Genomic DNA, 23,135 nt, shown 5'->3' with positions numbered 1-23,135 from the left:
GCCAGCGCTGTGACAGGCTGGAGAACCAGAAGGCTTGCCGCCGTAAGAAGACTGCCCCATTTTCGAATCGTTTTTTTTCTCTGCATTTTATCATCTCCTCTCTTTAATTGGGTAAAAAAATACCGCACCTCCATGAGATGCGGTTTAAACCTACTTCTGAAAGTTTTCAATTAGAATGTCATTTACCTTTATTCCATTGATGTTGTTATAGTAAGCATAGGCATCACCAACCCCTGATGTACCGTGCCCCTGGTAATATACTCCCATACCAAAAAAATTGGTCTTCGGAATTTCTACCGTTGAGGGGACCACCGGATTCTTGGTATTCGTTCCGTAATCCACATGCCCTGTTCCCCAGCCGATGGTTATTAAATAGCCCTTTTCGATGGGTGGCAACGTGATTTTCACCTTGTCGCCTTCCACCACGGCTCCCTTCGCGGATTGATACAGCAGCCGTGCATATTTGGCTATTGTGCCATCAGGGACGTTCGAGTTTTGTAATGCATTTGCTGCACGTTCAAGGTTTTGTTCAATCGTGGGATTCGTTGGCTGTGGCGCAGGTTGAGGCACGGGTGGTGCCGGTTGTGGCAGCGGTGGGATCAGCGCCGGATCAGACGGTTGAGCCGGGCGGGCTTTCAGCTCGGTTAGGCCCTGCTGTTTCGCCGTTTTGATAAACTGCACAGCTTCCGCGCGTGTCAGGTAATCGCTAGCCTTATATGCTTCGATGCTGACCTGGCTTGGATCTTTCCCCTTTGCTAATCCTTTTGCCAGTAGGTATTTCACGGCGTCATCTCCTGTGTAGTTCACCCCAGTGGCTCCGGCGAGAATTTCCGCCACTTGACCGCGGTTGATTTTCCACCCCCGTGCCGTTTCATTTGCAGCTCCCTGGGTTGGGTAGTTCATCTTCACAGCATACGTGTAATAGCCGCTGTCCCAACGGGCATCGGTTTTCGCTTGTACCCCGGCAAACGAATTGACAAGCATGGCAAGGAATTCGTCTTCGCTTACCTGATTATCCGGATGGAAGGTGCCATCCGGGTAGCCGTGTACGACATGGTTTTGCGTTCCCCACGTAATGGTATTTTTCGCCCAGTGGTTGGCTGGAATATCTTTAAAGGATTCCGCGTAGGCGAACAGCGGGGTAAAGGCTGTTGCCGCAACGATTGTGCCAAACGTAGCCATTTTTAACGCACGTTTCATCGTAATGCCTCCTTTGCTTGAATATGTATGATATCAATGGCAGTGGCCTCTTGAAGTCGTTATACAATTTTTTACACACTACTATTTTACAATGGAATTTTAAGAAAAACAGTACATAAAAAGTTCGCGTTTTTGAAAGTTTCACGGTTCAGACAGGACACTGAATGTCACCTCCTTAAACAGAATGGGTGGAGCTACTTCACTCCACCGGCTGTTAATTAATTCAAATGGTTTTGTTTGTGTTGTTCCAACTTTTTCTTTAAAAATTGGAGCACCCAATTGGATGAGTTATCAAGTTTCTCCGACAGCAAATCAAGCCATTTCTCATCCATTTGTTGTAACGCATGCTCCCACCATTCACCCAAATCCTTCGTCCGTGGACGAGCCACTCCGATTTCATCTGAAAGATCACAAATGAATCGCCAGAACTCATTGGCAGGTGGGCGTTTACTATCTCTCTTCCATGATTTTATGGGTACTTGAATACTTTCTTCGGGCATCGGTTGAGATAATGGCTTACCCGTGAGTAATTCCGTGACGTGAGAGAGAATGGCATGGTGTGCTTCAGGTGTCATCACATACTGATTTTCACGGAGAATAGCAAAAAGTTGTTTCGCCTCTCGTATTTTCGAATTCGTGTGGCTAGGCTTTTGGATAGCCAGAGCCGGTACAGTGGGTTTCTGTATGACACTATATTCCCCTGTTGTGCGGATGGCTAGGAGAACTTCATGTGTAATCCAGCGTTTGAAGACTTTTGCTTCGGGTTTACGGCTGCCAAGAATAAGAGAGTAAAGACCGTATTCATTTACAATGGCAATATCTTGCTGTCCGCCAGGGGTGTGCATTAAATGCACACCCTTTTCATCATCGTCTAGTCTTCTAATCTGTGTACGAGCGATTGATAAAGCATCACATACGTCCTTTGAAACCCACCATGGCTCTCCATCTTTTATAATCACTCTAACGGATTGACCTTGATAACTGAAAATTTTCTCAAGCTTATTCATAGGTATTCCTCTTATTTGACAACCCTTGCCGTTAGGAGGATTCCCTTGTTATAATAATAAGGCAACCTCTTCGGAGGGTTGTGCTGATGTGAAGGGAAGTCGACTCTCTTGGTGGGGATGCGACTTCCCTTTTTATTTTGCTTTTTGTTCGTCTTGTTGCAGGTCTTTCTTAATCAGTGACATGATATAGTCTTGAATGGTGCATTCCTCCATTACAGTTTTGAGTTTTATCTGTTTATGGAGTTCATCATCCATTCGTAACGTTAGCGTTTTTATAATATTCACCTCCTTGATATCTAAATCATATAATTCAAGACTTCAAGAAGTCAAGAAGGTTAAATAATAATTTTTCCATCAAAAAAGACCACCGAAAAGGTAGTCTCAGAATGAGTAATTATGCAGTTATGCGCATTGTTATAGTGTCGATAATTATCTGATACTTTAGAAGAAGCATCGCCTTCAGTTAGAAAAATGCCTATTGGATTTGAATTTATAATCACGGATTAAAGAATCCTTAAACCAAAAAGAGCGTATCATCAAGGTACGTTCTTTTTGGTCAGCCCCTTTTTCTTTCATTTCATATTTTCAAAGCTGTTAGAATTAGGGGTTGTTTCATCATCCTCTACCTTCTCTCCGATATCTAACCAGTCTAATATACGTTGCTCTGTCATTTCTATTCTTTCGTTCGGTAATTTTCCTTCCATTTTTAAAAGGAGGCTCTTATGTATAGATGTTAATTCACTAACATCTATGTATGACTCTTTTGAGATTCCTTTTGTACAGTTTTCGGGAAGAAAAACAAATAAAGGATGCCTATCTTCTTTTAACTCGGTATAAAACTGACCATTTTGTTTGTCGTCTTCTGACAATCCCATTATCGGAGCAATTTGAACATATTCATAGTCTGATTGATTATTTGTATCGTTTGATACAATAACTACTGGTCTTGGCTTTATTTTAAATATAACTTCGTGTTCTTTAGCAGAGTATTTACCATCTTTAAATTCTGGAGAAAAATCTCCGTCCATTCCGAATATTGTACCACGATATTTGTCATCATTATCGGGTATGAAAAAAGATAAAGGCCGCTTTGTATCAGAAAGATAATACATAGCAGCCTGGAATACTTTTCCGCGTTCAATAAAAAACCAGTTATCTTTATCTCTGAACACCTTTAATCCTCCCCGTAAACATCTCTATATGTCAGATTGCTGATTCCACGGCTTTTTTTAGCCATTTCATTAGCGACACGTAGTTGTTCGGGTGTAGCTTTAGCCAAAAGGTTTGAACGATATCCACGCGTAACTTTTCTTTTTAGGTTTTTTGCTTTAGTGGGGGAAACTAACATATTATCATCACCCTTCCCTTTTTCATCGCACATACACTATCATCTCCTTTAAGAAGAATAGCATAGGGCTGCTTGTCCAATTAATTAGCCATATGTTCTCTATTCATTCATTTTAATAGAGAACATAGCCTAATAGATTAAAAATCGTTCGCCAGTTTTTTTATTTAATATATCATACCATGTAAATATTTAGCATACAATAATAGATTATATTACATTTTCAGACTTTTTGACCGATTTATCTTTTAGAGTTACGGATTTGCTTGTTTTGAGCACAAATACGTTGAATATTTTTTATCCATTTTTGAACACGATACAGAAAAGGAATTTTTATGAATTAGCCGAGAACACTCGTGACTTCAGTCATGAGTGTTCTCGGCTAATTCATAAATATGTAAACAGCCAATCAGTATACCTGCTTGGCTGCCAGAGTGTCGATAAACTTGTTTTAACTGTATTTTCAGAAACATTTATGGATATATATTAATTAAAGATCCCCCCCTCTACCTAGAGGGGTTTTTTACTTGTGTTTTTCTATTTTATTTAACTATCGAGCAGGATTCCGCAATTGTGCCTCTTTGTAATTGATGTATATTAATACATAAACAGGCGTGGATATTCATAAATAAGAACAGAATAACCTGCAAAGCTCCCATGACAAAGAAAGGATGGGATTTTTAATTGGTTTTATTAAACCCTTGACGGGGTATACAATAAGTACTAGAATATAGGCAGAAACTCATTAAGTGGAATCCTTACGTATACTCTATTCATGAAATCTATTATGAATGGTGTTAAGATATTTACGCAGTTTCGAATGCAATTCAATATGGAAGAGCAGGTAGACTTTTCAAAAAACCAATTGGTTAGTTGACAGTAAACCGACAAGTTCCAGAGATTAATGGTTATAAGACCATGAATTCTGGATTTGTCGGTTTTTTTATTTGAAAAAAAGGGGTTAAACGAGGAAAGGAACGTTTTTAAAATGATACGAATGGTTATTTCTAGTTTTAGTATTTTTGTTGCTTTCATCCAGTTCTTCCAAGGGGGAAAACCGGATGGTAGGCCTTAGCTTTGTTTTATTCCCAACCGCATTTTTTATCGTACTTGCAGTTTCTTTGCTTAGCGCGATATTTCTGTTATACCCTCGGGTTCCCGTAACTTTTGTTCGAATTCATATCGGCCTTATATCGTTACCGCCAATAGTTGCTTTATTAGCTCTTGTTTTTGGTCATAGAAATGTCTTTTTTGGTCCTTGGCGGTTTGATTCATTATCCTGGCTCATTGCATTATTCGTCCTTACCATTGGTTTATTTGTACAGCGTTACTCGGTTCATTACTTACTGGGTGATCGTTCGTACCGAACCTATTTTGCGCTTCTTACCTTCACTACGGTTGCGGATTCCGTTGCTTGGCTAAGCGACGATCTACGGTGGCTTTTGGTCTGTTGGGGAGCTACACTTCTTGGACTCACGTGGCTCATCCGTTTGAAAAAAGAGTGGTATGTAGCCCGAAATGCAGCTTTTCTTTCCGGGCGACTGTTTTTAATGAGTTGGCTTATCTTACTCGCCGCGATACTTTGGGTAGCGAACGTTACAGGTCATTGGCAGTTGTCACTTGTTCTAACTCCAACCAGTCTTGCAAAGCTCAGTTCATGGGAGAGGACATCTATCAATCTACTTCTTGTCATAGCTGTCATGATTCCAGCCGCTCAATGGCCGTTCCAACGCTGGTTGTTTGATTCGGTCGTGGCTCCCACACCAATTTCCGCTATCATGCATGCGGGCATTGTGAATGCCGGAGGACTTCTGCTGACTCTTTTTGCTCCAAATTTTAACGACAGTGCGGCACAGATGGTTTTGCTCGTGTGGTGTAGCCTTTCAGTCCTGATGGGGAGCGGAATCATGTTGGTTCAGGTGGATTATAAACGACAACTCGTAGGATCTACGATGGCACAAATGGGTTTCATGTTAATTCAGTGTGCATTAGGTGCATATTGGGCAGCGATTGCTCACGCCATATTACACGGAGTCTTCAAAGCGACTTTGTTCTTACGAGCTGGTTCTGCAATCCAGCACGATAAACCCCTATCTCGCAATGTACCATATTCCCTTTTTTGGAACGTCATTGGCGTTGTACTAGGGCTTATCGTGGGTATAGTTGTTTGGCTTACGTCCCGCGGTGACGTGTATCAATTGGTAAGTGCCATATTCTTAGGTTGGTCTGTATCATTGGCATGGACAAAACTTGTGGCTCAAGGGTATGGCCGCATTGGGCGTATTGCAGGGGCTTCCCTATTTGCAGGAGTTGCAGTCGTATTTTACATGACCCATACCGCCTTTTATCTAGTGTTACAGGCAACCATACAAAAAGGATTTCAACCGCCAATATTATCGGGTACTTTGCTTATGTTTCTATTGTTCCTTGGAAGCTTTATAGGATCGTGGTTCGTTCGTCGGCAGTCATCAACGTCTTTTGCCATTTTTTATTTATGGCTTGTGCATTTGAGTGAACCTCAAAACGATTCCGTCGAAACCCATCCAACATATCTAATAAAATCCATATCGAGGAGGTAATCTAGTGCAGGTAAAAAAGAAATCAGGTTTCCAAATTCAAGAAATTGAGCAGTATGTGAAATCCGCGAGTGAAGTAATCGCACCTCTTGGCCCTATACAAACATTTGCGGCACGTCACCCGTGGATGGGATTGGAGCGGTACTCTTTTGAGCAAGTGGCACGACGATTCAAAGAGACGTGTGATGTAGATATATATCCGAGCGATTTCGTATTCCAGTCTGCGTGGAATCATGGCGAGATTCACATGTCGTTTCTTGAAATGGGTCTTCAAAAATGGCTTGATTCTCAGTCGTTAAACCTACCGCGAAAAGTTGCCGAACGGTTCTGCCTGGCTGCTTTACTAAATGCGCCATCTTCGAAACTTCTGACAACACCTGAGGTAAAACGGTTGGCAAAACGACTAAACCGGTTTAAACCCCAGATTACCAAACCAGATGTTGTACGAACCTACAGTCAGCGTTTGGAACAGGATGGGATGAAAGAGGTAGCTTCCAATCTCAATCGCCATTGTATCAAGTGGTGCAAATTATTCTTGGATGAATCCCAAGCGGTTTGGTCCATGCCCCAACGAGAAAAAGGATTCTACCAAGCGTGGAAGAGATTTGTTCAGTTTGACCCAGCAATACCATCCGTCGTACGGAAACAACTGGTAGGACTGCCGAGTGGAGCGGACCAGGCATTACAAGAAGTTCTGTTGAAACTTGAAATCCCTGAGTCGAATATACAAGGTTACCTGGAAGCCCATTTGCTTGCCATGCCTGGGTGGGCAGGGATGATGCTTTGGCGTTCCCAACAAAACGATCGAGAACGTTCCCTGCTTATGGAATATTTGGCTGTTCGAATTTGCATGGAGTGGGCCTTCCTCAATCCGTATCTTCCTTTGTCGAAGGAACGAACAAAGCAATCCATACTTTTAGAATCATTGATTGCTGCCTGTGTACAATGGGGGGACCTGCCAATTCACGAATGGACGAAGGTATCCTATTCCGAATTAAAAGCACGGTTGACTCTTGCTTACCGTTTCGATAAAACGGTACAGAATCGGCTTTGGCTGGAAGCTTGGGAACAAACCTACGAAGAAAGTGTTAAGAAGAGGATCACATCTCAAGCACACACAGAAATCAAATCTATGCTGCCTGCATTGGCGCAATTTGTATTTTGTATTGATACACGTTCTGAGCCATTTCGTCGCCACCTTGAACAGGAAGGTCCTTTTGAAACGTTTGGGACAGCTGGTTTTTTCGGACTTCCGATTCAAATCCGTACACTTGGGAGCCAACACAACCATAACTCGTTACCAGTGATGTTTCAGCCCAAATACAAAGTCAAAGAAATGTTACATGATAAGGACTATGACTCCTATCTTCAGAGACAACAGGCGGCTAATTCTCTCAGTTTTACGTTTCACGCAATGAAACACAACATGTTTACAAGTCTCGTACTGCCAGAGATTAGCGGACCTTGGCTTTGTTTACAGACCTTGGCTCGTTGCTTTGTTCCAAGGGGCATAGGAATTTCCTTGCGCAGACTTCGGAAAACATGGCTCCGTAAACCTTCAACAGAACTCACACTCAGTCAGACACACACTACGGGAACGGAGTTAACGATTGGTTTTTCCGAGAAAGAAAAAGTGTACTATGTACGGCAAGCTCTAAAAATGATGGGGCTTACCGAGCGTTTCGCTCCTTTGGTGGTTATTTGCGGTCACGGTAGCCACAGCACCAATAATGCTTATGCTTCATCTTTGGATTGTGGGGCATGTGGAGGAACGTCAAGTGGATTCAATGCCCGGGTACTTGCGACCTTATGCAATCTGCCAAGCGTCAGGCAAGCACTTAAAACTGAGGGTATTGAGATTCCCGATGATACCTTATTTGCGGCTGCCGAACATATCACATCACTGGATACGCTCCGTTGGCTGTATGTTCCCACACTTTCTCCTGCAGCGCAAGAAGCTTTGGATAAAATTGAATCTACGATGCAAAGGGTGAGTGAGAAGGCAAATGCAGAACGGCTCTCACGCTTACCAAACATTCGCACACAGCTCAAAAATCCAAAGGCAGAGGCACAACGCTTTGCTGAGGATTGGAGTGAGATACGACCAGAATGGGGGTTAGCGCGTAACGCCTCCTTTATCATTGGAAGTCGTACACTTACCCGAAATTGCAACTTGGATGGAAGAGCGTTTCTCCAAACCTACGACTGGCAAAAGGATAGGACCGGCACGTTGCTTTCCAACATCATTACGGGTCCGGTAACGGTTGCTCAATGGATTAATCTGCAATATTACGCATCTACCGTTGCCCCTCATTATTACGGGAGCGGGAATAAAGCGACTCAAACCGTAACCTCTGGGATTGGTGTTATGCAGGGGAACGCCAGCGACTTATTGACGGGACTTCCTTGGCAGTCTGTCGCACAATCGGATGACGAAATGTACCATGAACCCTTGCGTTTGTTGGTGGTGATTCAAGCGCCAAGAAAGTACGTGGAGCGGTTGTTGGAACAAGTGCCTGAGTTTCGTCAAAAAGTCCAAAACGGATGGATTCGGCTTGCATCCATAGATCCAGAAGGAAATTGGGAAAGTTGGTCATGATATCTTTCCCACCAATCGACTGGGAGCATGGTTAGAAAGGATTGGTTTTTCCAATACTATACCAATGTGTTCCTTGATTAGGTCACTTTTATGAAAGAGGGATAAGAAAATAAGTATGAGTAAATCAAAAGGGGCTATAGAAGCTGAAATCAGTAAAGCATTAACACAATGGGAAAAAAATTACTTGGGGGTTGGCTCGGCATCCGTAAAATCCGATATCTTACGAGACATGATTATTGTTCAATTGCATCACATCTTGACTCCCGCTGAATATTCCTTATGCAAAGATAAAGATGGAATGTTATCCGTAAAAAACAACCGAAATGGCTTGGTAGAATCGGGGATTGAACAATTAAAAGAAATCATCATGACAATTACAGGGCAAGAGGTCGCCAGTTTCCACACCGATATTAGTACACATACGGGAGAACGACTCATGGTTTTTAAACTTGCAAAGAATTTGGAAACCCAATTTTCATAAATCGATTCATATAATTTTATTATAGGGGTGAATGAAATGATTAAAGAAGAAACAAATAAAAGCTTATTTATTATAGGAATGGATAACACAATAGAACTGTTACAAAAAGCGTTCAATATCCATTCTGATGATATGTTAGTGTTACAAATTTATGGTCCTGTTATCACAGAACCCTATAGTGATCTCATGCGAGATATCATCCTTTTGGTGTATGAGGAAAACGTTGAGGAAATTTATGTAGTCGGCACAAAAGGCAAACCAACAAATGCAGTTAATATGCAAGAAGTATTGGACAAAATTTATGAAAAAGAAGAATTACGAAAACAAAGAGAAGTATTAGATTATCTATTTAAAGCTTGTATGCCTGAATTTCCTGAGACCTCTATGCGTGAATGGTTAGAGGGCAGCAAAACGATAACGGATGGTGTACAAACAAGTGTCCAGATCATTCGAAATCATCCACTTATTCCATCCAATGTGAACGTTCGCGGAATCGTCATGGACAAATCGAATGGGAATCTATCAGAACTAAAAGTTTCATAAGTAAATTGATGAAATACGCCCGCACACTCATGACTTTTTGTTTTCTCAAACACAAGTGCATCTCCTTTTCTATTATATAGTAAAAGGGAGCTCTTAAATGATGCAAAAATATCCTGCACGGAGTGCAACTTCTAATTTTATGCCATAATTTTATGGAAATGGTTTTTCATGGCATTTTATACACCGTTATACACTTTGCTTTTAAATATGCAGTTTCTCAACAACCTGATAGCCAAGCAGTATACCTGCTTGGCTGCTTGTTAGTGCGCCCGTCATGGGCATTATCTATAGAGTTAGAGTCCCGAATGGTGAAGGCAGTAGTAGCCATTAGCTCAAGGCAAGACCCTCTATGTCAATAGGAATATATGTTCGATTTTATAGGTGCAAGAATCTTAGCATAGTTATCTAAAGAATTATGCTATATTTTGGTAGTGTTTCTTTTGAGCTTTAGAAAAAATTTGTGACTCATAAGGAGTGTTATTCTTCCACATTGCGAAGATAATACGAACCCAGTTGTTTGCCAAAGAGCGAATAGCTGTAGTGCGTAGCGGAATGACTTTATACATGACCTTCCGTAGCACAAATGACGACCTTTTGATCCGCATCCATAAAGATGGTGATATAATTATGCCCCCTTTTAGATGACGTTTCATCCGTGCTGATTTTCGTTACATGAGAAAGATCTTGTGCTTCAATCGCTTGTTCTACGTAATAATGCAAAATTCGCCATAACCTGGTATCATGTTCCCCAAGAAGACGGGCAATCGCGTTCATCGGCATATCCTTTGCCATGGTCATAACGAGTGCATCAAAGTTCAGCGTAAAATAATGGCGAGGATTAATCGCCCACGGAACATTTACTCTTAAAATTTTCCCACACTTCTCACATTTTGTCCGTGGGAGTTCCGAATGAAGGTAGCAGGGATATTCAAAAAAATTTAAATGGCGCCATGTTCGATTTTGATCCGCTACATCATAGACAGGTTGATTGGCAGTACTGCACCCTGAACAGACAAACAAAGCCCCTCTACGGAATTTAAGATAAACATCTAAATGCTGATGTTTTTTATTAAATTCAAAATGCGAAATGTACCCTTGGCAGGAAAAACGTTAAACTTAATCGAAAATTTTAATAAGAACAAACGCTCTACTTGCATATCTTATTGGAGGTATCTGATGCGTACAGCGATTTATATTCGTGTTAGTACAGATGAACAGGCCAAGGAAGGCTTTTCCATCCCCGCGCAGAAAGAACGGCTCACGCAGTATGTGCAATCCCAGGATTGGGATCTGTACGACTATTATATAGAGGAGGGCTTCTCGGCCAAAGACACAAACAGACCCGAACTCCAACGAATGATGGACGATATACGAAAGAAAAAAATTGATATTGTTCTGGTGTACCGCCTGGACCGGCTAACCCGATCGGTCCTTGATTTGTACCGGTTGCTGCAGGAATTTGAAAAGTACGAGGTAAAGTTCAAAAGTGCAACCGAGGTATATGACACGACAAGCGCTATAGGTCGCCTGTTTTTGACGCTTGTAGCCGCGCTGGCCCAATGGGAAAGGGAAAACCTTGCCGAACGTGTACGATTCGGTATGGAGCAAATGGTGCATCAGGAAAAACGCCCGGGGGGGCCGCCGCCCTACGGATATGATCTTGTTGATCGAAAGCTGGTCATTAATCAGAATGAAGCCGTCGTTGTACGATACATTTTTAACCGGTATCTCAATGGTGTGGGGATGAATAACATTGCAATCGAATGCAATCAGCTCGGTTACCGAACCAAATCAGGAAAAGAATTTAGCCGAACCGCTATTTATCATATCTTACATAACCATGCGTATTTCGGAGCGCTCCGGTGGAATTATCGCGAAGGAAAACACACGGTAAATCACCCCGAGGATTGGATTCTCTTAGAAGATACCCACCCCGCAATCATCGATAAAGAAATGTTTGAGGCCGCGGAAAGGATACATGAAAATAAAAAGCCCAAACACCCCCGCCAAATCGGTTCTGATTATATCTTTTCCGGTATAGCCTACTGCGCCAGATGCGGCGCTAAAATGGTTGGCCACACCATGACAAAAAAGAACTCCGATTACGTCATCCGTCGTTACATCTGTCAAAATGCCCGGATGAAAAAATGTAACGCCCCTGCCCTCACCGATTATTTTGTGGAAGAGTCTTTCGTTGAGAAGTTAGACTCCATCATTGAATCCTATTCGAGTGTTGCCAAAACATCGGAGCTAAAGAAGCATAAGAAGTCTCCAATGAATACGAAACACCTGGAAGCTGAACTGAAAAAAATCGGGCAGCAGCGCAAAAGGTTTCAGATTTTGTTTTCCGAGGGACTCATGGAGATTGAGGATTTACGGGAGCGTGTGAATGAGCTGAGGGAGAAAGAGGAGCGCATTAAAAATGAGCTCAACATGCACGAAGCCGATCATGCTGCTCTTTCGGAAAATGAAATCATAGAGATTATCACGAATACCAAAAAAGTGTGGGAAAAGGCCAGTGCAAAAGAGAAAAAACAAATGGTCTACATTCTCGTCAAGAAGATCGTTCTCGACCTTCCTGACGAGCAAAGGAAAAACCGTAAGAATAAAAAAGTCATCATAAAAGAGATGGAGTTTAATTAAACATACCAAAGTATGCCTATGGTCAAGGGAGGAGGACCTCCTATGCCTGTTTCCCCGATTGATCAGGTGGAAAATGTGATTCGTTTTGCCGTTTCACAAATCCCGGCAAATAAGATTATGATGGGAATCAATCTTTATGGGTATGACTGGACGCTTCCGTATGTAGAGGGAGGAAAATTCGCCCGAAGCATTAGCCCCCAGGAAGCGATTGATATCGCCGCGGCAAACAATGCCGCCATTGAATATGATAAGAAAGCGCAGGCGCCTCATTTTAGCTACCGCGACAAGGAGGGGAAAGACCATATCGTTTGGTTCGAAGACGCGCGGAGTATGAGAGCCCGCTATCAACTCGTTATCCGCTATGGTTTGCGCGGCGTCAGCTACTGGGTGCTTGGTAATGAATTTCCCCAGAATTGGCTTGTGCTTGAAGATATGTTTACCATTAGAAAATTACTCTAAACACAAGACGCGCGGCCGGTCCATTTATATTTTTGTTTTCCCCTCATTATTTCGCACAGCAAACAAATAAATAAGTAAATGAATAAGAATGGACCCGGTTACGCGCCATCCAGATGCTGGCGGACGGCCGACGGAATGCTGAATCCCTCGCCGTGCACTTCCTTTGCGTCAAAAATGAGGATAAACGCCCTTTCATCCACTTCACGGATAATTCGCCGCAGTTTGTCTAACTCGTGCACAGAAACAACAACGAGCAGAACTTCCCCTTCCCTCTTGGAGTATCCCCCCATAGAATGCAGCATGGTCACACCCCGAACAAGCCTTTTCTGGATTTGTTCATTAATTTCATTCGGCTTGCTGGAAATGATAAGAGCAGTTCGCTGTTTGGTTTGGCCGGAAAGCAGGGTGTCAACGACACGGGCGCTCACAAAAACAGCCACGATGGTTAGCATCGCTTTCTCTATACCAATGATAGCCGAAGACAGCGATATAATGGCGAAATCAATCAAAAACATAAATTTCCCGATTTCGATTGTGCGATATTTCTGCTGAAGTACGCGGGCAATAATGTCACCGCCCCCCGTCGTCCCCCCGACACGAAAAATTAAACCGATACCCGCCCCCGCAATAATGCCTCCATATATAGGAGCGAGAATGACGTTATGTAAGGGTGCGATATGCCAGCGTGAAGTAACATCAATGAAAACAGAAGTACTAATCATACCGTAGGCACTCAGTAAAAGAAATCCTTTTCCAAGGACAAGATATCCCAGGATAAAAACCGGTATATTCATTACAATAATCAAAAGACCCACCGGTGTGTTAAATAAGTAGTGCAGCAGCATCGAAATGCCGGTAATCCCTCCCTGGGCCAGATGATTACTGACAAAGAACAGATTAACCGCAATCGAATATAACAAACTGCCAAAGGTAATGAAAATAAAAGGACGTATTCGTTTCCATACCATATTCATCTCTCCTCTTTCAATAAAGAAGACTTGGCTAACGCCGGGCCAAAGGCGCAGGCGATAGCCTAAGTTGCACTTATGCGCTCAAAAAAAAGAAAGGTTCACTATGATAAGAACCTTCCTTAATAGTATATTAATGGTGTTTATTATAATACTCCGTAATACCAGCTGCAAGTGCGTCTGCTGTTCGCTGTTGGAAATCAGAAGTAAGCATTTCTTTATTCTCAGCTGAGTTCGTTACGAAACCCAACTCAACGAGAGTTGCAGGCATTTTAGTATATTTTATTACATAAAAATTAGCGGTACGTAATCCACGATCGGTAAAACCGGTAGCATTTATCAGGTGGTTGTACATAATCGACGCGTATTCCTGGCTGTCGGAACGCGTATAATACGATTCCGTTCCATGCGCGCTGGGCACAGCAGAATTGGCGTGAATCGATAAAAACAAATCCGCGTGGTCGTTATTCGCGATGTCAACACGGTCCTGTAATGTCGGATAGGTGTCCGCTTCACGTGTCATAATCACGTTGAAATTTGGGTTTTTCGCTAAATCCGCCTGCAGTTTTAACGCCACAGCAAGCGTTAAATCTTTTTCATAATTACCAGCAATTCCGACGGCGCCCGTGTCCTTACCACCATGCCCTGGATCGACAACGATCGTGTATTTTCCAGAGCCTGTTGTTGGAGCCGGGGTCGGCGCTGCACTCGGATCCTGGTTTGAATCCGGGTTTGTGGCGGGAACAGGTGAATCGCTCTCTTTCAGCGCTACATCCGTTTCTCCTGTATTTGTCGTAACGCTATAGATAGCAGGCGACCATAAATCTATAACAATACGGACACGGTAAGGTGACTCACTCGTCTGACTCACACGTATGTCTTTCATTAAAGCCGAGTTTACGTCTGAAGTGTCAAAATCGAGTTTCGCATGGTTAAAGTCCATTACAATGCGATCCGGATTGTCAAGTGTAAAGGTGCTTGGAGTCATCTGTCCGTCTGTTTGAATGGCGATTCCTGCACTCGTCCGTGTAATGCCTTTAATATGCTGCAGCTTGTCCAGCGTGCATACTGTTTGATCCTCGTTCCAGTTGATTTTTCCGTCGATGAGTTGTGAAAGAAACTCTGGAGAAATAACAGAGTGACCGTCTATGGTCCGGTACCCGTCTGTTCCATAACCGGAACTCGGGTTAAGTGTATACTTCTCTGTTCCTTGCTCGAGAATTACTTTCCCGCCGGATGTTTGTACATCATATCCAAGCACTTTAGCGACCGGACCGATATCGACAAAATGTCCCGACGGCAATTGATACACATTCACTCCGATAACATCTGAGCCATTAACGGTTATTTTTTTAGGCTTATTCACAATTACCGTATTGGAGGATCCTTCCCAACCAACTGTCGCGCCCAGAAATTCACCGATGTTTCTGAAAGGAAGAAACATCCGGTCATTTATAATAACCGGGGCCTGATCAAGCCACACAGCCTTGTCATTGACATACGCATTGTTCTGGTTATTTTTTAATTTTATAATATTGCCTTTTCCGTCATCGACTATAGCGGTACCTGTTGTCTTATCCCAACTGACTTTCACCCCATAAGCATCGCCGACGAAATAAATGGGCACAACTGTCCGGTCATTGATCACCTGCGGCGGAACATCAGACTTCATAACGTTTCCGTTTACAACAACGGTTAACGGGGATGAGGCGTGCACGGCTGCCGGAACCCCTATCCACAGCAATATCAGCAGAAATGGCCACAGCAGTATGCTTATTTTTTTCATAATCATTTTTCGCTCCCTTATCCTTTCTAAGTTGCCAGAGACACTACTCCTTTCTGAAACGAGGGTGGTATGTACTGTATATACGCTTGGACAAACCTAATATAATTAGACGCGATAATACATGGAATTGTTACCCGCCATAAGGACTATTTTTCTTGATTGGATCATTAGTGTAAATCGAACCATAAAAACCCTCCGGTTACGAGTCACCGGAGGGTTGGAACGTTTCATATCAATTATTTAATTTCTTCAGCAAGTTTTTCCATCTCTTCAAGCACATCCGCAAATACGCGCAGGGCTTCGACTACCGGTTCGGGAGAAGCCATATCCACACCCGCTTTGCGCAGAAGCTGAATTGGATAATCCGACCCGCCGCTCTTTAGGAAGGAAAGGTAACGGTCGACAGCCGGCTGGCCCTCTTTAAGGATTTGCTGGGAAAGAGCTGTCGCAGCCGAGAAGCCGGTCGCATACTGGTATACATAAAATTCATTGTAGAAGTGGGGAATGCGTGCCCATTCCATTTTGATGTCTTCGTCAACGACCATGTCCGGGCCGTAATAGTCCACATTCAGGTCGTAATACATACTGCAAAGCGTTTCTGGCGTTAACGCTTCACCCTGCTCGACTTTTTCGTGGATCATTTTTTCAAATTCGGCAAACATCGTCTGGCGATACACAGTGCCGCGGAATTGCTCCAGATAATAGTTGAGCAGATACATCCTTTTGCGTGGGTCTTCCGTTATTTTCAGCATATGATTCATCAACAGAGACTCGTTGCACGTGGATGCAACCTCCGCCACAAAAATTTTATACTGGGCATACAAGTACGGCTGGTTATGGTCGCTATAATAGCTGTGCAGTGCATGGCCCATTTCATGCGCCAGAGTAAATAAATTGTTTACATTGTTTTGATAGTTGAGCAGAACGTACGGGTGTGTGCCGTATGCGCCCCAGGAATACGCGCCGCTCGTTTTTCCCTGATTCTCGTATACATCAATCCATCTGGACCCGAACGCCTCTTTTAAAACGCTTTGATATTCCGCACCAAGAGGAGCAAGCCCCTGTTCCACCAGATTCATCGCCTCGTTGTATTCCACCTTGAAATCGACCGCCTTAACCATCGGCACATACAAATCGTACATATGCAGTTGATCCACGCCAAGCAGTTTTTTGCGCAGCGAAACGTAGCGGTACATCGCCGGTAAATTGTCGCGTACCGCCTTAATCAGGTTCGTGTATACATCGATCGGAATATTGTCACCGTCTAATGCGGCAGCAAGCGCAGAAGGATATTTGCGGACCCTTGCATAGAACACATCCTTTTTCACGCTGGCATTAAGCGTGGCGGCGATTGTATTTTTTTGCTTTTTGTATGTGTCATACAAGGCGGTAAAAGCCGATTTTCGCACATCGCGATTCTGGTTTTCCATGAGCTGCAAAAAACGTCCGTGGGTAATTTGAATGTCTTCCCCGTTTTCATCTTTAATGGTCGGGAAAACCATATCCGCATTGTTTAACATCCCAAAAATATTTTGGGGAGCCTGCGCGATTTCCCCCATTCTGGCAATGATCTCTTCCTCCTGTGCACTCAATACGTGCTCCTTCTGGCGCTTGATCTCCTCCAGATAAAATTTATAGTCAGCAAGCTTTTCATTGCGGATAAACGATTCCAGCCTCTCTTCCGGCATGTCCAGAATTTCAGGTACAAGAAATGAAATCGCGCTGGAGACATGGACGTTTAATGAGGCTGCCCGATCCGTCAGAGCCTGATACTTGGTATTACCGTTATCTTCATCCCGCCGCATTTTTGCATATACGTACACCCGCTCCATAGCGAGCCCCATTTCCTCATACACCTTCATACAGTCAGCTAACACTGCCGGAGACTCACTGAGTTTACCATGGAAACCCTTTATTTTCTCAACCAGATCTTTAACTTTTTTAAACTCCTCTTCCCATGCCTCATCCGACGAGAACATATCTTCAAGCTTCCAGGTTAATTCGGTATTTACGTCGCTTCTTTTTGGCAATTCTTTATGTGATGTTTGTGTCATCGTTTTGTGCGGTCCTACGTAAACCGCTGCCTCCTTTCGGGATGGTGATTGTGCACATCCGTTTCGTTGTTTCTTCATTACTTACCCATTCTATCCTTATAACACTTCGCTTTATAAGACTTCGCTTTAAAAAAAATAAACCCTTTCTTTTTTTCGTATTCTATCTATTATGACGAACTTTCGCAAGCGGCTCGGTGATCGATTCTGAGTGAAGTCAGCGAATGGATAGCCGTAGAAGCAGCCAAAGTTATACATGTTTTTTCTTTTTGGGGATTATTTATTGACAATCGGTTTTCACTCGCTTTATATTTAGATTGTAATATATTTTTTGGTTTTTTGGGGGTGAGAATGGAATGATTTTGACTGAACGACGCAAACAATTTCTTCAGAAGTTAATCGACTTATACCAAAAAACCAACGGGCCTGTTCATTACGAAACGTTAGCGAAAGCGATCGGTGTCAGCAAATGGACGGCGTACGATATGCTGAAGGAACTTGAAAAGCACGGTTATCTCACCCGTGATTACGCTGTGAACCCTGGCGAAACAGGACGTTCCCAAATCGTTTTTCTGCCGACGGTCAAAGCAACGTTCCTGTTCGAACAGGAACGTTCTGAAGTCATAAATCCAAAAGAGTGGGATAATACAAAAGCGAAACTGCTTCAGTTTCTCAACAGCCTAAAGGGTTGCAGTATCAGCGACGCCATTCAAAAGGTTTTGGAAGAGATTCCAAAAGTGCAGGTTCGGGTCGCCTTCTGCGCATACATCATCGGGCTTCTTCTTGTTTATCTTCGCAAGCTGGGCGGGAGAACCGAGTCATTGATTCAAAGTTTTGTTCAAAACGCACCAACAAACGAAATGCGGATGACGATGTTTGTGGGGACCGTCCTCGGTACCATCATTCAAACGATGAACCACGAGATTGGAATCGAGGTAACCGATTTGGTCAGCCGGTATCTGAAATCGATTAACGATCTTTCTGATCATGAAAGGGGAATGCTCTCCGACTTTCTTTATGAAGCTTTGGCCTGATGGGGCCACGGTATTATACCGTGGCCACTTTTTTGATAGTTTTTTGGTCTTTTGTGTTAATTGTGTTTTTTGCATCTATGTTTAAGAAAGGAAGGGATGGTTTTATTGAATAGGCTCTGAATGTTTAATGGATCAATGTGGTTATATCATCCGGCTCAATACCAATTGTTTTCATCCTTGGGATCACTGTTTTAGATATTGCGGCGAACATGGTCGGCAACGATTATTGTTCTTGCCTTTAATGCGGTGTATCTTTTGATCAGCATTCCAAGCACCCGTCTCTATCAATCCCTTTGTTTAAAAATGGTTCAAAAGTATTTATTCTAAAAAGTTAGCTGACTGGTTGTCAATTTTGGGGTGGAGGTATAAAAAGTTGGGAAAGTGGTTGATTCTTATCCCCATCATCCTGGGATTATCTATGGATTTACTGGATATGACTATTATCGAAGTAGCACTCCCTAATATTATGATAGAATTTGGAAGTGATATTGATTTAACGCAATATATTATTACTGCCTATATGATTACCATCGGAGTCTTCGAGCCAATTACCGCGTACTGGGCGGACACACGCGGAATGAAAAAGGTCTATATCATCAGTCTTTTGATTTTTACGCTAAGTTCGATCTTTTGCGCTTTGTCTTGGAATATTGACACGTTGATTGTTTTCCGGATTTTGCAAGCGGTCGGTGGAGGAATGATTATGCCCGTAGCTCTATCGATCATTGAAAAAAGCTTTAATAAGGAAGAACTTCCGCTCGCAATGGGATTGATGGGGCTCCCCTTATTGATTGCACCAGCTATCGGTCCTACATTGGGCGGTTATCTGGTGGAACGCTTGAATTGGAGATGGATTTTTTGGATAAATGTTCCGCTCGGATTGTTGGCAGTCTCTCTTTCCTATGTATTATTGCGTGAGTTTGAAACCGTGAAAAAGAAATTGGATGTGTGGGGGTTTATTTTGTCGGCCATCGGATTTGGTTCATTATTGTTGGCTCTTAGCAATGGAGCAAGTGATGGATGGACATCCGCGAGCATCATTTTCCTGTTTTTTCTGTCAGGAATAAGCTTACTGTCTTTTTTTCTTTTGGAAGCCTGTACTTCTGATCCCCTTCTTGATTTACAAATTTTTAAAAGCCGGATATACTCAGCATCCATAGGCGTTACATTCTTTTTTATGATTGCTTTGTATGGAAGTTTATATTTAGTACCTTTATTCATGCAGGAGTTAAGAGGGCTTGGAGCAATAGAGACGGGTATGCTTTTGATCTATGAGGCTATCGGAGCCATGCTGTTTCTTCCAATCAGTTCCGTTTTGCTGCCACGGTTAGGAGGACCCGTATTAACGATTACAGGAATTGTTATCATGACAATTGGATCGTATTTTTTGGTCGATCTGCAAGTGAACACGGATATTGAGGAAGTCAAAAGGAATTTGCTAATCATCGGAATGGGGCTGGGGCTAGGAATTATGCCGTCGATTACATTGGCATACAGTTCCCTTCCTGAAAATTTGGTAAACCAAGGTTCCGCGTTCTTGAATTTGATAAGACAATTCGGAAGCGCATTAGGTGTTGCCATATTGAATAGTGTGATTCAACAACGTATGCCGATTTATTATCACCAATTATCGGATTCCATAACGCCAGGGTCAAATGCAGAAATGTATTTGCGGCAACTCGCATCTTATTTTCAATCAATAGGTCATGCATCGGAACAATCATATCAATTGGGTATGGCCGTTATTTTAAAGCAGATTCAAACAACCGCCAGTATTTCGGCTTTTCAAAATGCCTTTTTTATATCGTTGATTTTCGGGTTACTTGCAATTATCCCTGCGTTGTTTCTATACCGAAAAAATCAATTTCATGTTCGGGTTCATGTAGATAGCGGGTTGCTAAGTAGCGATCAAGTGGTTGAAAATCCAAACGACGCCTTATAAGGATGGCAGTCCAGTTAAGGTTAACCGGATTGGATAAACTGTATGAAGGAGAAGCTGTTTTGAATCAATCCAATACAGTCGCGGCACAATACGATACATTTCTCGGCAAGCTACAAGGGGGCGGAAGGGAAGTTCGTTTTATTTTAAAAACGGATCCTATCAAGTCAGTGCAATATTGACGTCGAGGAAATTGAGGAGTTTGTGCTTACGACCTTATCCTATCGAAACATGGATCTTGGAATTCGAAAGTATGGGATTTTAGCCGGAAAGAGAACATAAAGAACAGGAACCACGTAATCTTTTTGAAGTGGTCTACCGTCGTTCCTTTACGATTATGACCACAGAACAACGACGTGCAAATCTCAAGTATGCTGAAATGAAACAGAAAAAGGAGGTCTTGGCCATGATGGATTTTATCAAAAAAGGATTGGCGTTTGGACTGGGTTTGGCCGTTACAAGCAAGGAACAAGCGGAAAAGCTTGTCAATGAATGGGTGAAAAAAGGGGACCTGTCCAAGGAAGAGTCTAAGGATATGATCAATCAACTGATTCAACGAGGTGAAGAACAAAAAGACGAATTGAAACGCATCATGCGTGAGCAGCTGAAACAAATGATGGACGAATTGGATGTAGCCACAAAAGAAGATATCCACTGGTTGGAGCAGCGAATTCAGAACCTGGAAAAACGAGGCGAGTAAATAAGGGGACGTACTGATGAATGGAAAAAGGATGCGCCATATCAGCCGTTATCGTGATATTGCAATTGCTTTGATTCGCCATGGATTTGGAATCGTGGTCAAGGAAATCGGTTTTGCTCAGTTTCTCTCCTTCCCCCAGAGACTGTTCTTCGAGCCAAAGAAAAAGGATTCAAAAACCGTTGGCGAACGGATCAGGCTTGTTCTGCAAGAATTGGGACCAACTTTCGTGAAATTGGGGCAAATAGCAAGTACGCGCCCCGACTTGCTTCCCGAAGAGATCATTTGTGAATTAGAAAAATTACAGGACCAGGTCCCTCCTTTTTCTTTTCAAGAAGTGCGAGACATTGTTCAGGAGGAATTGGGGGATGAACTGGAAAACATTTTTCGTCATTTTGACGATGCTCCATTAGCTGCCGCGTCAATTGGACAAGTCCATCAAGCGTTCTTACAGTCCGGCGAAAAAGTGGCGGTAAAAATCCAACGTCCGAATATCACCAGTGTGATTGAAACGGATTTGGAAATCCTTCAGGATTTGGCCGCTCTCGCTGAATACCGTCTGAAATGGGCGGCAAGATATCAAATCCGGGATATGGTGGATGAATTCTCCAAGTCCCTTCGAGCAGAACTCGATTTTACAATGGAAAGCCGCAATGCGGAGAAAATCTCTAATCAGTTCTGGAATGACCCTTCTATCTATGTTCCAAAAGTATTTTTGGAGTATTCCACCAAGAAAGTATTAACCATGGAATACGTTGATGGTGTAAAACTCAATGAGCTCGATAAACTTAAGCAAAACGGGTACAATCCGAAGAGTCTGGCGGAACGTCTGGCGAAAGCGATTTTTCACCAAATTTTCAACAACGGTTTCTTTCATGGGGATCCTCACCCCGGAAATGTGTTCGTATTACCAGGAGAAGTGATCGCGTTTATAGATTTTGGCATGGTAGGACGACTTACTCCCGAGATGAAATACCATTTTTCTTCTTTGGTCATTGCCTTGATGCGTCAAAGTACAGACGGGGTAATCAAAGCCATCCTCCGCATGGGATTAGTGTCTGAAGATGTGAATATGGTGCAGTTGCGCGGCGATGTAGAACAATTGAGGGAAAAGTATTACGGTGTCCCGTTAAATCAAATAAGTCTCGGGGAGGCTGTCAATGACCTGTTTCGCACAGCGTTTCAACACGACATCCGGATTCCTGCAGACTTAACGTTATTGGGGAAGACTTTGTTGACGGTTGAAGGCGTTGTTGAAAAACTGGATCCTGTTTTTAGTATCTTCGACATTGCGGAGCCATTTGGGCGTAAACTGTTAAAGGAACGACTGCATCCCAAAAGTGTTGCGGAAACGGTATGGAAGCGTGTTTCCGATTACGGGGAGTTGTTGTTCGATCTTCCCAAACACATGAAAGAATTAACCTCTTTGATCAAACGGGGGAGACTTCGTATTGAGATCGCCATCCCCGAACTGGATCTTTTTTTGAAGAAATTGGATCGGATCAGCAATCGATTGTCATTTAGTATCGTTTTGTTAGCCTTCAGTATCATCATGGTGGGTGTTATAATCGGTTCTTCTCTGGGCAGACAATCCACATTGCTGTGGAAAATTCCCGCAATAGAGATAGGTTTTGGTATGGCGACACTAATGTTCTTGTGGCTATTATATTCGATTTTTAAGTCAGGGAGATTTTAGACTTGGAGTTTAGAAGAATTAGATCAGGTGAAAATTTTCCCCCTATCCCTCTCAGTCCTTATCCTGTCTGGATTGCCGGACATCACAATTAGCTCTAATAAACGGTGTATA

General features: G+C 42.9%; 18 protein-coding genes and 1 pseudogene. 11 read left to right on the top strand and 8 right to left on the bottom strand.

Annotated features, from left to right (window positions below; translation table 11 throughout):
• Positions 1-150 precede the first annotated feature (150 nt).
• From H525_RS25850 to H525_RS0120200, 4 genes are all read right to left on the bottom strand, one after another.
• Positions 151-1,200, bottom strand: a complete 1,050-nt coding sequence (locus H525_RS25850) for an S-layer homology domain-containing protein (protein WP_051331193.1) — start codon at positions 1,198-1,200, stop codon at positions 151-153.
• A gap of 218 nt (positions 1,201-1,418) precedes the next feature.
• Entirely contained in the window at positions 1,419-2,207 is a 789-nt protein-coding gene (locus H525_RS25845) for a BRO-N domain-containing protein (protein WP_051331192.1), read from the bottom strand.
• A gap of 572 nt (positions 2,208-2,779) precedes the next feature.
• Entirely contained in the window at positions 2,780-3,379 is a 600-nt protein-coding gene (locus tag H525_RS0120205; protein WP_027417684.1) for a type II toxin-antitoxin system PemK/MazF family toxin, read from the bottom strand.
• 2 nt (positions 3,380-3,381) lie between these two features.
• Positions 3,382-3,588, bottom strand: a complete 207-nt coding sequence (locus H525_RS0120200) for a hypothetical protein (protein WP_027417683.1) — start codon at positions 3,586-3,588, stop codon at positions 3,382-3,384.
• Between the two features lie 1,025 nt (positions 3,589-4,613).
• Between H525_RS0120200 and H525_RS0120195 the strand changes: the two genes are divergently transcribed.
• From H525_RS0120195 to H525_RS0120180, 4 genes are all read left to right on the top strand, one after another.
• A complete protein-coding gene (locus tag H525_RS0120195) occupies positions 4,614-6,131 on the top strand; it encodes an NADH dehydrogenase subunit 5 (protein ID WP_027417682.1) in 1,518 nt (505 codons plus the stop codon).
• Positions 6,132-6,135: 4 nt separating this feature from the next.
• A complete protein-coding gene (locus H525_RS0120190; protein ID WP_027417681.1) occupies positions 6,136-8,727 on the top strand; it encodes a DUF2309 domain-containing protein in 2,592 nt (863 codons plus the stop codon).
• 115 nt (positions 8,728-8,842) lie between these two features.
• Positions 8,843-9,208: a Na-translocating system protein MpsC family protein gene (locus H525_RS0120185; RefSeq protein WP_027417680.1), complete on the top strand. Its 366-nt coding sequence runs from the start codon at positions 8,843-8,845 to the stop codon at positions 9,206-9,208.
• 36 nt (positions 9,209-9,244) lie between these two features.
• Positions 9,245-9,751, top strand: a complete 507-nt coding sequence (locus H525_RS0120180) for a carbonic anhydrase (RefSeq protein WP_035102127.1) — start codon at positions 9,245-9,247, stop codon at positions 9,749-9,751.
• A gap of 558 nt (positions 9,752-10,309) precedes the next feature.
• Here H525_RS0120180 and H525_RS24955 read toward each other — a convergent pair.
• Positions 10,310-10,771 (bottom strand): helix-turn-helix domain-containing protein, encoded by a 462-nt coding sequence (locus H525_RS24955; protein WP_051331191.1) that lies wholly within the window; start codon positions 10,769-10,771, stop codon positions 10,310-10,312.
• A 156-nt stretch (positions 10,772-10,927) separates the two neighbouring features.
• On the opposite strand from H525_RS24955, the gene H525_RS0120170 reads away from it, so the two are divergent.
• Complete coding sequence (locus tag H525_RS0120170; RefSeq protein WP_027417678.1) at positions 10,928-12,394, top strand: recombinase family protein; 1,467 nt, start codon at positions 10,928-10,930, stop codon at positions 12,392-12,394.
• Between the two features lie 30 nt (positions 12,395-12,424).
• Positions 12,425-12,853: pseudogene (locus tag H525_RS0120165) on the top strand (glycosyl hydrolase family 18 protein); the annotation flags it as partial.
• 98 nt (positions 12,854-12,951) lie between these two features.
• Here H525_RS0120165 and H525_RS0120160 read toward each other — a convergent pair.
• From H525_RS0120160 to pepF, 3 genes are all read right to left on the bottom strand, one after another.
• Complete coding sequence (locus H525_RS0120160) at positions 12,952-13,821, bottom strand: YitT family protein (protein ID WP_051331190.1); 870 nt, start codon at positions 13,819-13,821, stop codon at positions 12,952-12,954.
• A gap of 133 nt (positions 13,822-13,954) precedes the next feature.
• On the bottom strand, positions 13,955-15,613 hold the full coding sequence (locus tag H525_RS25840; protein WP_051331189.1) for an N-acetylmuramoyl-L-alanine amidase family protein: 1,659 nt from the start codon (positions 15,611-15,613) through the stop codon (positions 13,955-13,957).
• A 230-nt stretch (positions 15,614-15,843) separates the two neighbouring features.
• Positions 15,844-17,661: an oligoendopeptidase F gene (pepF, locus tag H525_RS0120150; RefSeq protein ID WP_027417675.1), complete on the bottom strand. Its 1,818-nt coding sequence runs from the start codon at positions 17,659-17,661 to the stop codon at positions 15,844-15,846.
• A 353-nt stretch (positions 17,662-18,014) separates the two neighbouring features.
• Between pepF and H525_RS0120145 the strand changes: the two genes are divergently transcribed.
• The 5 genes from H525_RS0120145 to ubiB all read left to right on the top strand — a co-directional run bounded on the left by H525_RS0120145 (position 18,015) and on the right by ubiB (position 23,024).
• Entirely contained in the window at positions 18,015-18,692 is a 678-nt protein-coding gene (locus H525_RS0120145; RefSeq protein ID WP_027417674.1) for a helix-turn-helix domain-containing protein, read from the top strand.
• Between the two features lie 373 nt (positions 18,693-19,065).
• Positions 19,066-20,634 (top strand): DHA2 family efflux MFS transporter permease subunit, encoded by a 1,569-nt coding sequence (locus H525_RS24945; protein ID WP_211237047.1) that lies wholly within the window; start codon positions 19,066-19,068, stop codon positions 20,632-20,634.
• Positions 20,635-20,636: 2 nt separating this feature from the next.
• A complete protein-coding gene (locus H525_RS27655) occupies positions 20,637-20,813 on the top strand; it encodes a hypothetical protein (RefSeq protein WP_155837471.1) in 177 nt (58 codons plus the stop codon).
• Positions 20,814-21,040: 227 nt separating this feature from the next.
• Positions 21,041-21,331 (top strand): phasin family protein, encoded by a 291-nt coding sequence (locus H525_RS0120130; protein WP_027417673.1) that lies wholly within the window; start codon positions 21,041-21,043, stop codon positions 21,329-21,331.
• Positions 21,332-21,347: 16 nt separating this feature from the next.
• On the top strand, positions 21,348-23,024 hold the full coding sequence (gene ubiB / locus H525_RS0120125; RefSeq protein WP_027417672.1) for a 2-polyprenylphenol 6-hydroxylase: 1,677 nt from the start codon (positions 21,348-21,350) through the stop codon (positions 23,022-23,024).
• The last annotated feature ends 111 nt before the right edge of the window (positions 23,025-23,135 follow it).

The sequence above is a fragment of the Aneurinibacillus terranovensis DSM 18919 genome (assembly GCF_000430625.1).
GTDB classification, from domain to species: Bacteria; Bacillota; Bacilli; order Aneurinibacillales; family Aneurinibacillaceae; genus Aneurinibacillus_B; species Aneurinibacillus_B terranovensis.
This window is presented reverse-complemented; position numbering and strand designations above follow the sequence as displayed.

What these genes read in the sequence shown, in the direction of transcription:
- H525_RS0120180 (WP_035102127.1), top strand. Translation starts at nt 9,245, where the DNA reads ATGATTAAAGAAGAAACAAATAAAAGCTTATTTATTATAGGAATGGAT.
- H525_RS25845 (WP_051331192.1), bottom strand. Translation starts at nt 2,207, where the DNA reads ATGAATAAGCTTGAGAAAATTTTCAGTTATCAAGGTCAATCCGTTAGA.
- H525_RS0120170 (WP_027417678.1), top strand. Translation starts at nt 10,928, where the DNA reads ATGCGTACAGCGATTTATATTCGTGTTAGTACAGATGAACAGGCCAAG.
- H525_RS27655 (WP_155837471.1), top strand. Translation starts at nt 20,637, where the DNA reads ATGGCAGTCCAGTTAAGGTTAACCGGATTGGATAAACTGTATGAAGGA.
- H525_RS0120145 (WP_027417674.1), top strand. Translation starts at nt 18,015, where the DNA reads ATGATTTTGACTGAACGACGCAAACAATTTCTTCAGAAGTTAATCGAC.
- H525_RS0120200 (WP_027417683.1), bottom strand. Translation starts at nt 3,588, where the DNA reads ATGTGCGATGAAAAAGGGAAGGGTGATGATAATATGTTAGTTTCCCCC.
- H525_RS25840 (WP_051331189.1), bottom strand. Translation starts at nt 15,613, where the DNA reads ATGATTATGAAAAAAATAAGCATACTGCTGTGGCCATTTCTGCTGATA.
- H525_RS0120130 (WP_027417673.1), top strand. Translation starts at nt 21,041, where the DNA reads ATGGATTTTATCAAAAAAGGATTGGCGTTTGGACTGGGTTTGGCCGTT.
- H525_RS25850 (WP_051331193.1), bottom strand. Translation starts at nt 1,200, where the DNA reads ATGAAACGTGCGTTAAAAATGGCTACGTTTGGCACAATCGTTGCGGCA.
- H525_RS0120195 (WP_027417682.1), top strand. Translation starts at nt 4,614, where the DNA reads ATGGTAGGCCTTAGCTTTGTTTTATTCCCAACCGCATTTTTTATCGTA.
- ubiB (WP_027417672.1), top strand. Translation starts at nt 21,348, where the DNA reads ATGAATGGAAAAAGGATGCGCCATATCAGCCGTTATCGTGATATTGCA.
- H525_RS0120185 (WP_027417680.1), top strand. Translation starts at nt 8,843, where the DNA reads ATGAGTAAATCAAAAGGGGCTATAGAAGCTGAAATCAGTAAAGCATTA.
- H525_RS0120160 (WP_051331190.1), bottom strand. Translation starts at nt 13,821, where the DNA reads ATGGTATGGAAACGAATACGTCCTTTTATTTTCATTACCTTTGGCAGT.
- pepF (WP_027417675.1), bottom strand. Translation starts at nt 17,661, where the DNA reads ATGACACAAACATCACATAAAGAATTGCCAAAAAGAAGCGACGTAAAT.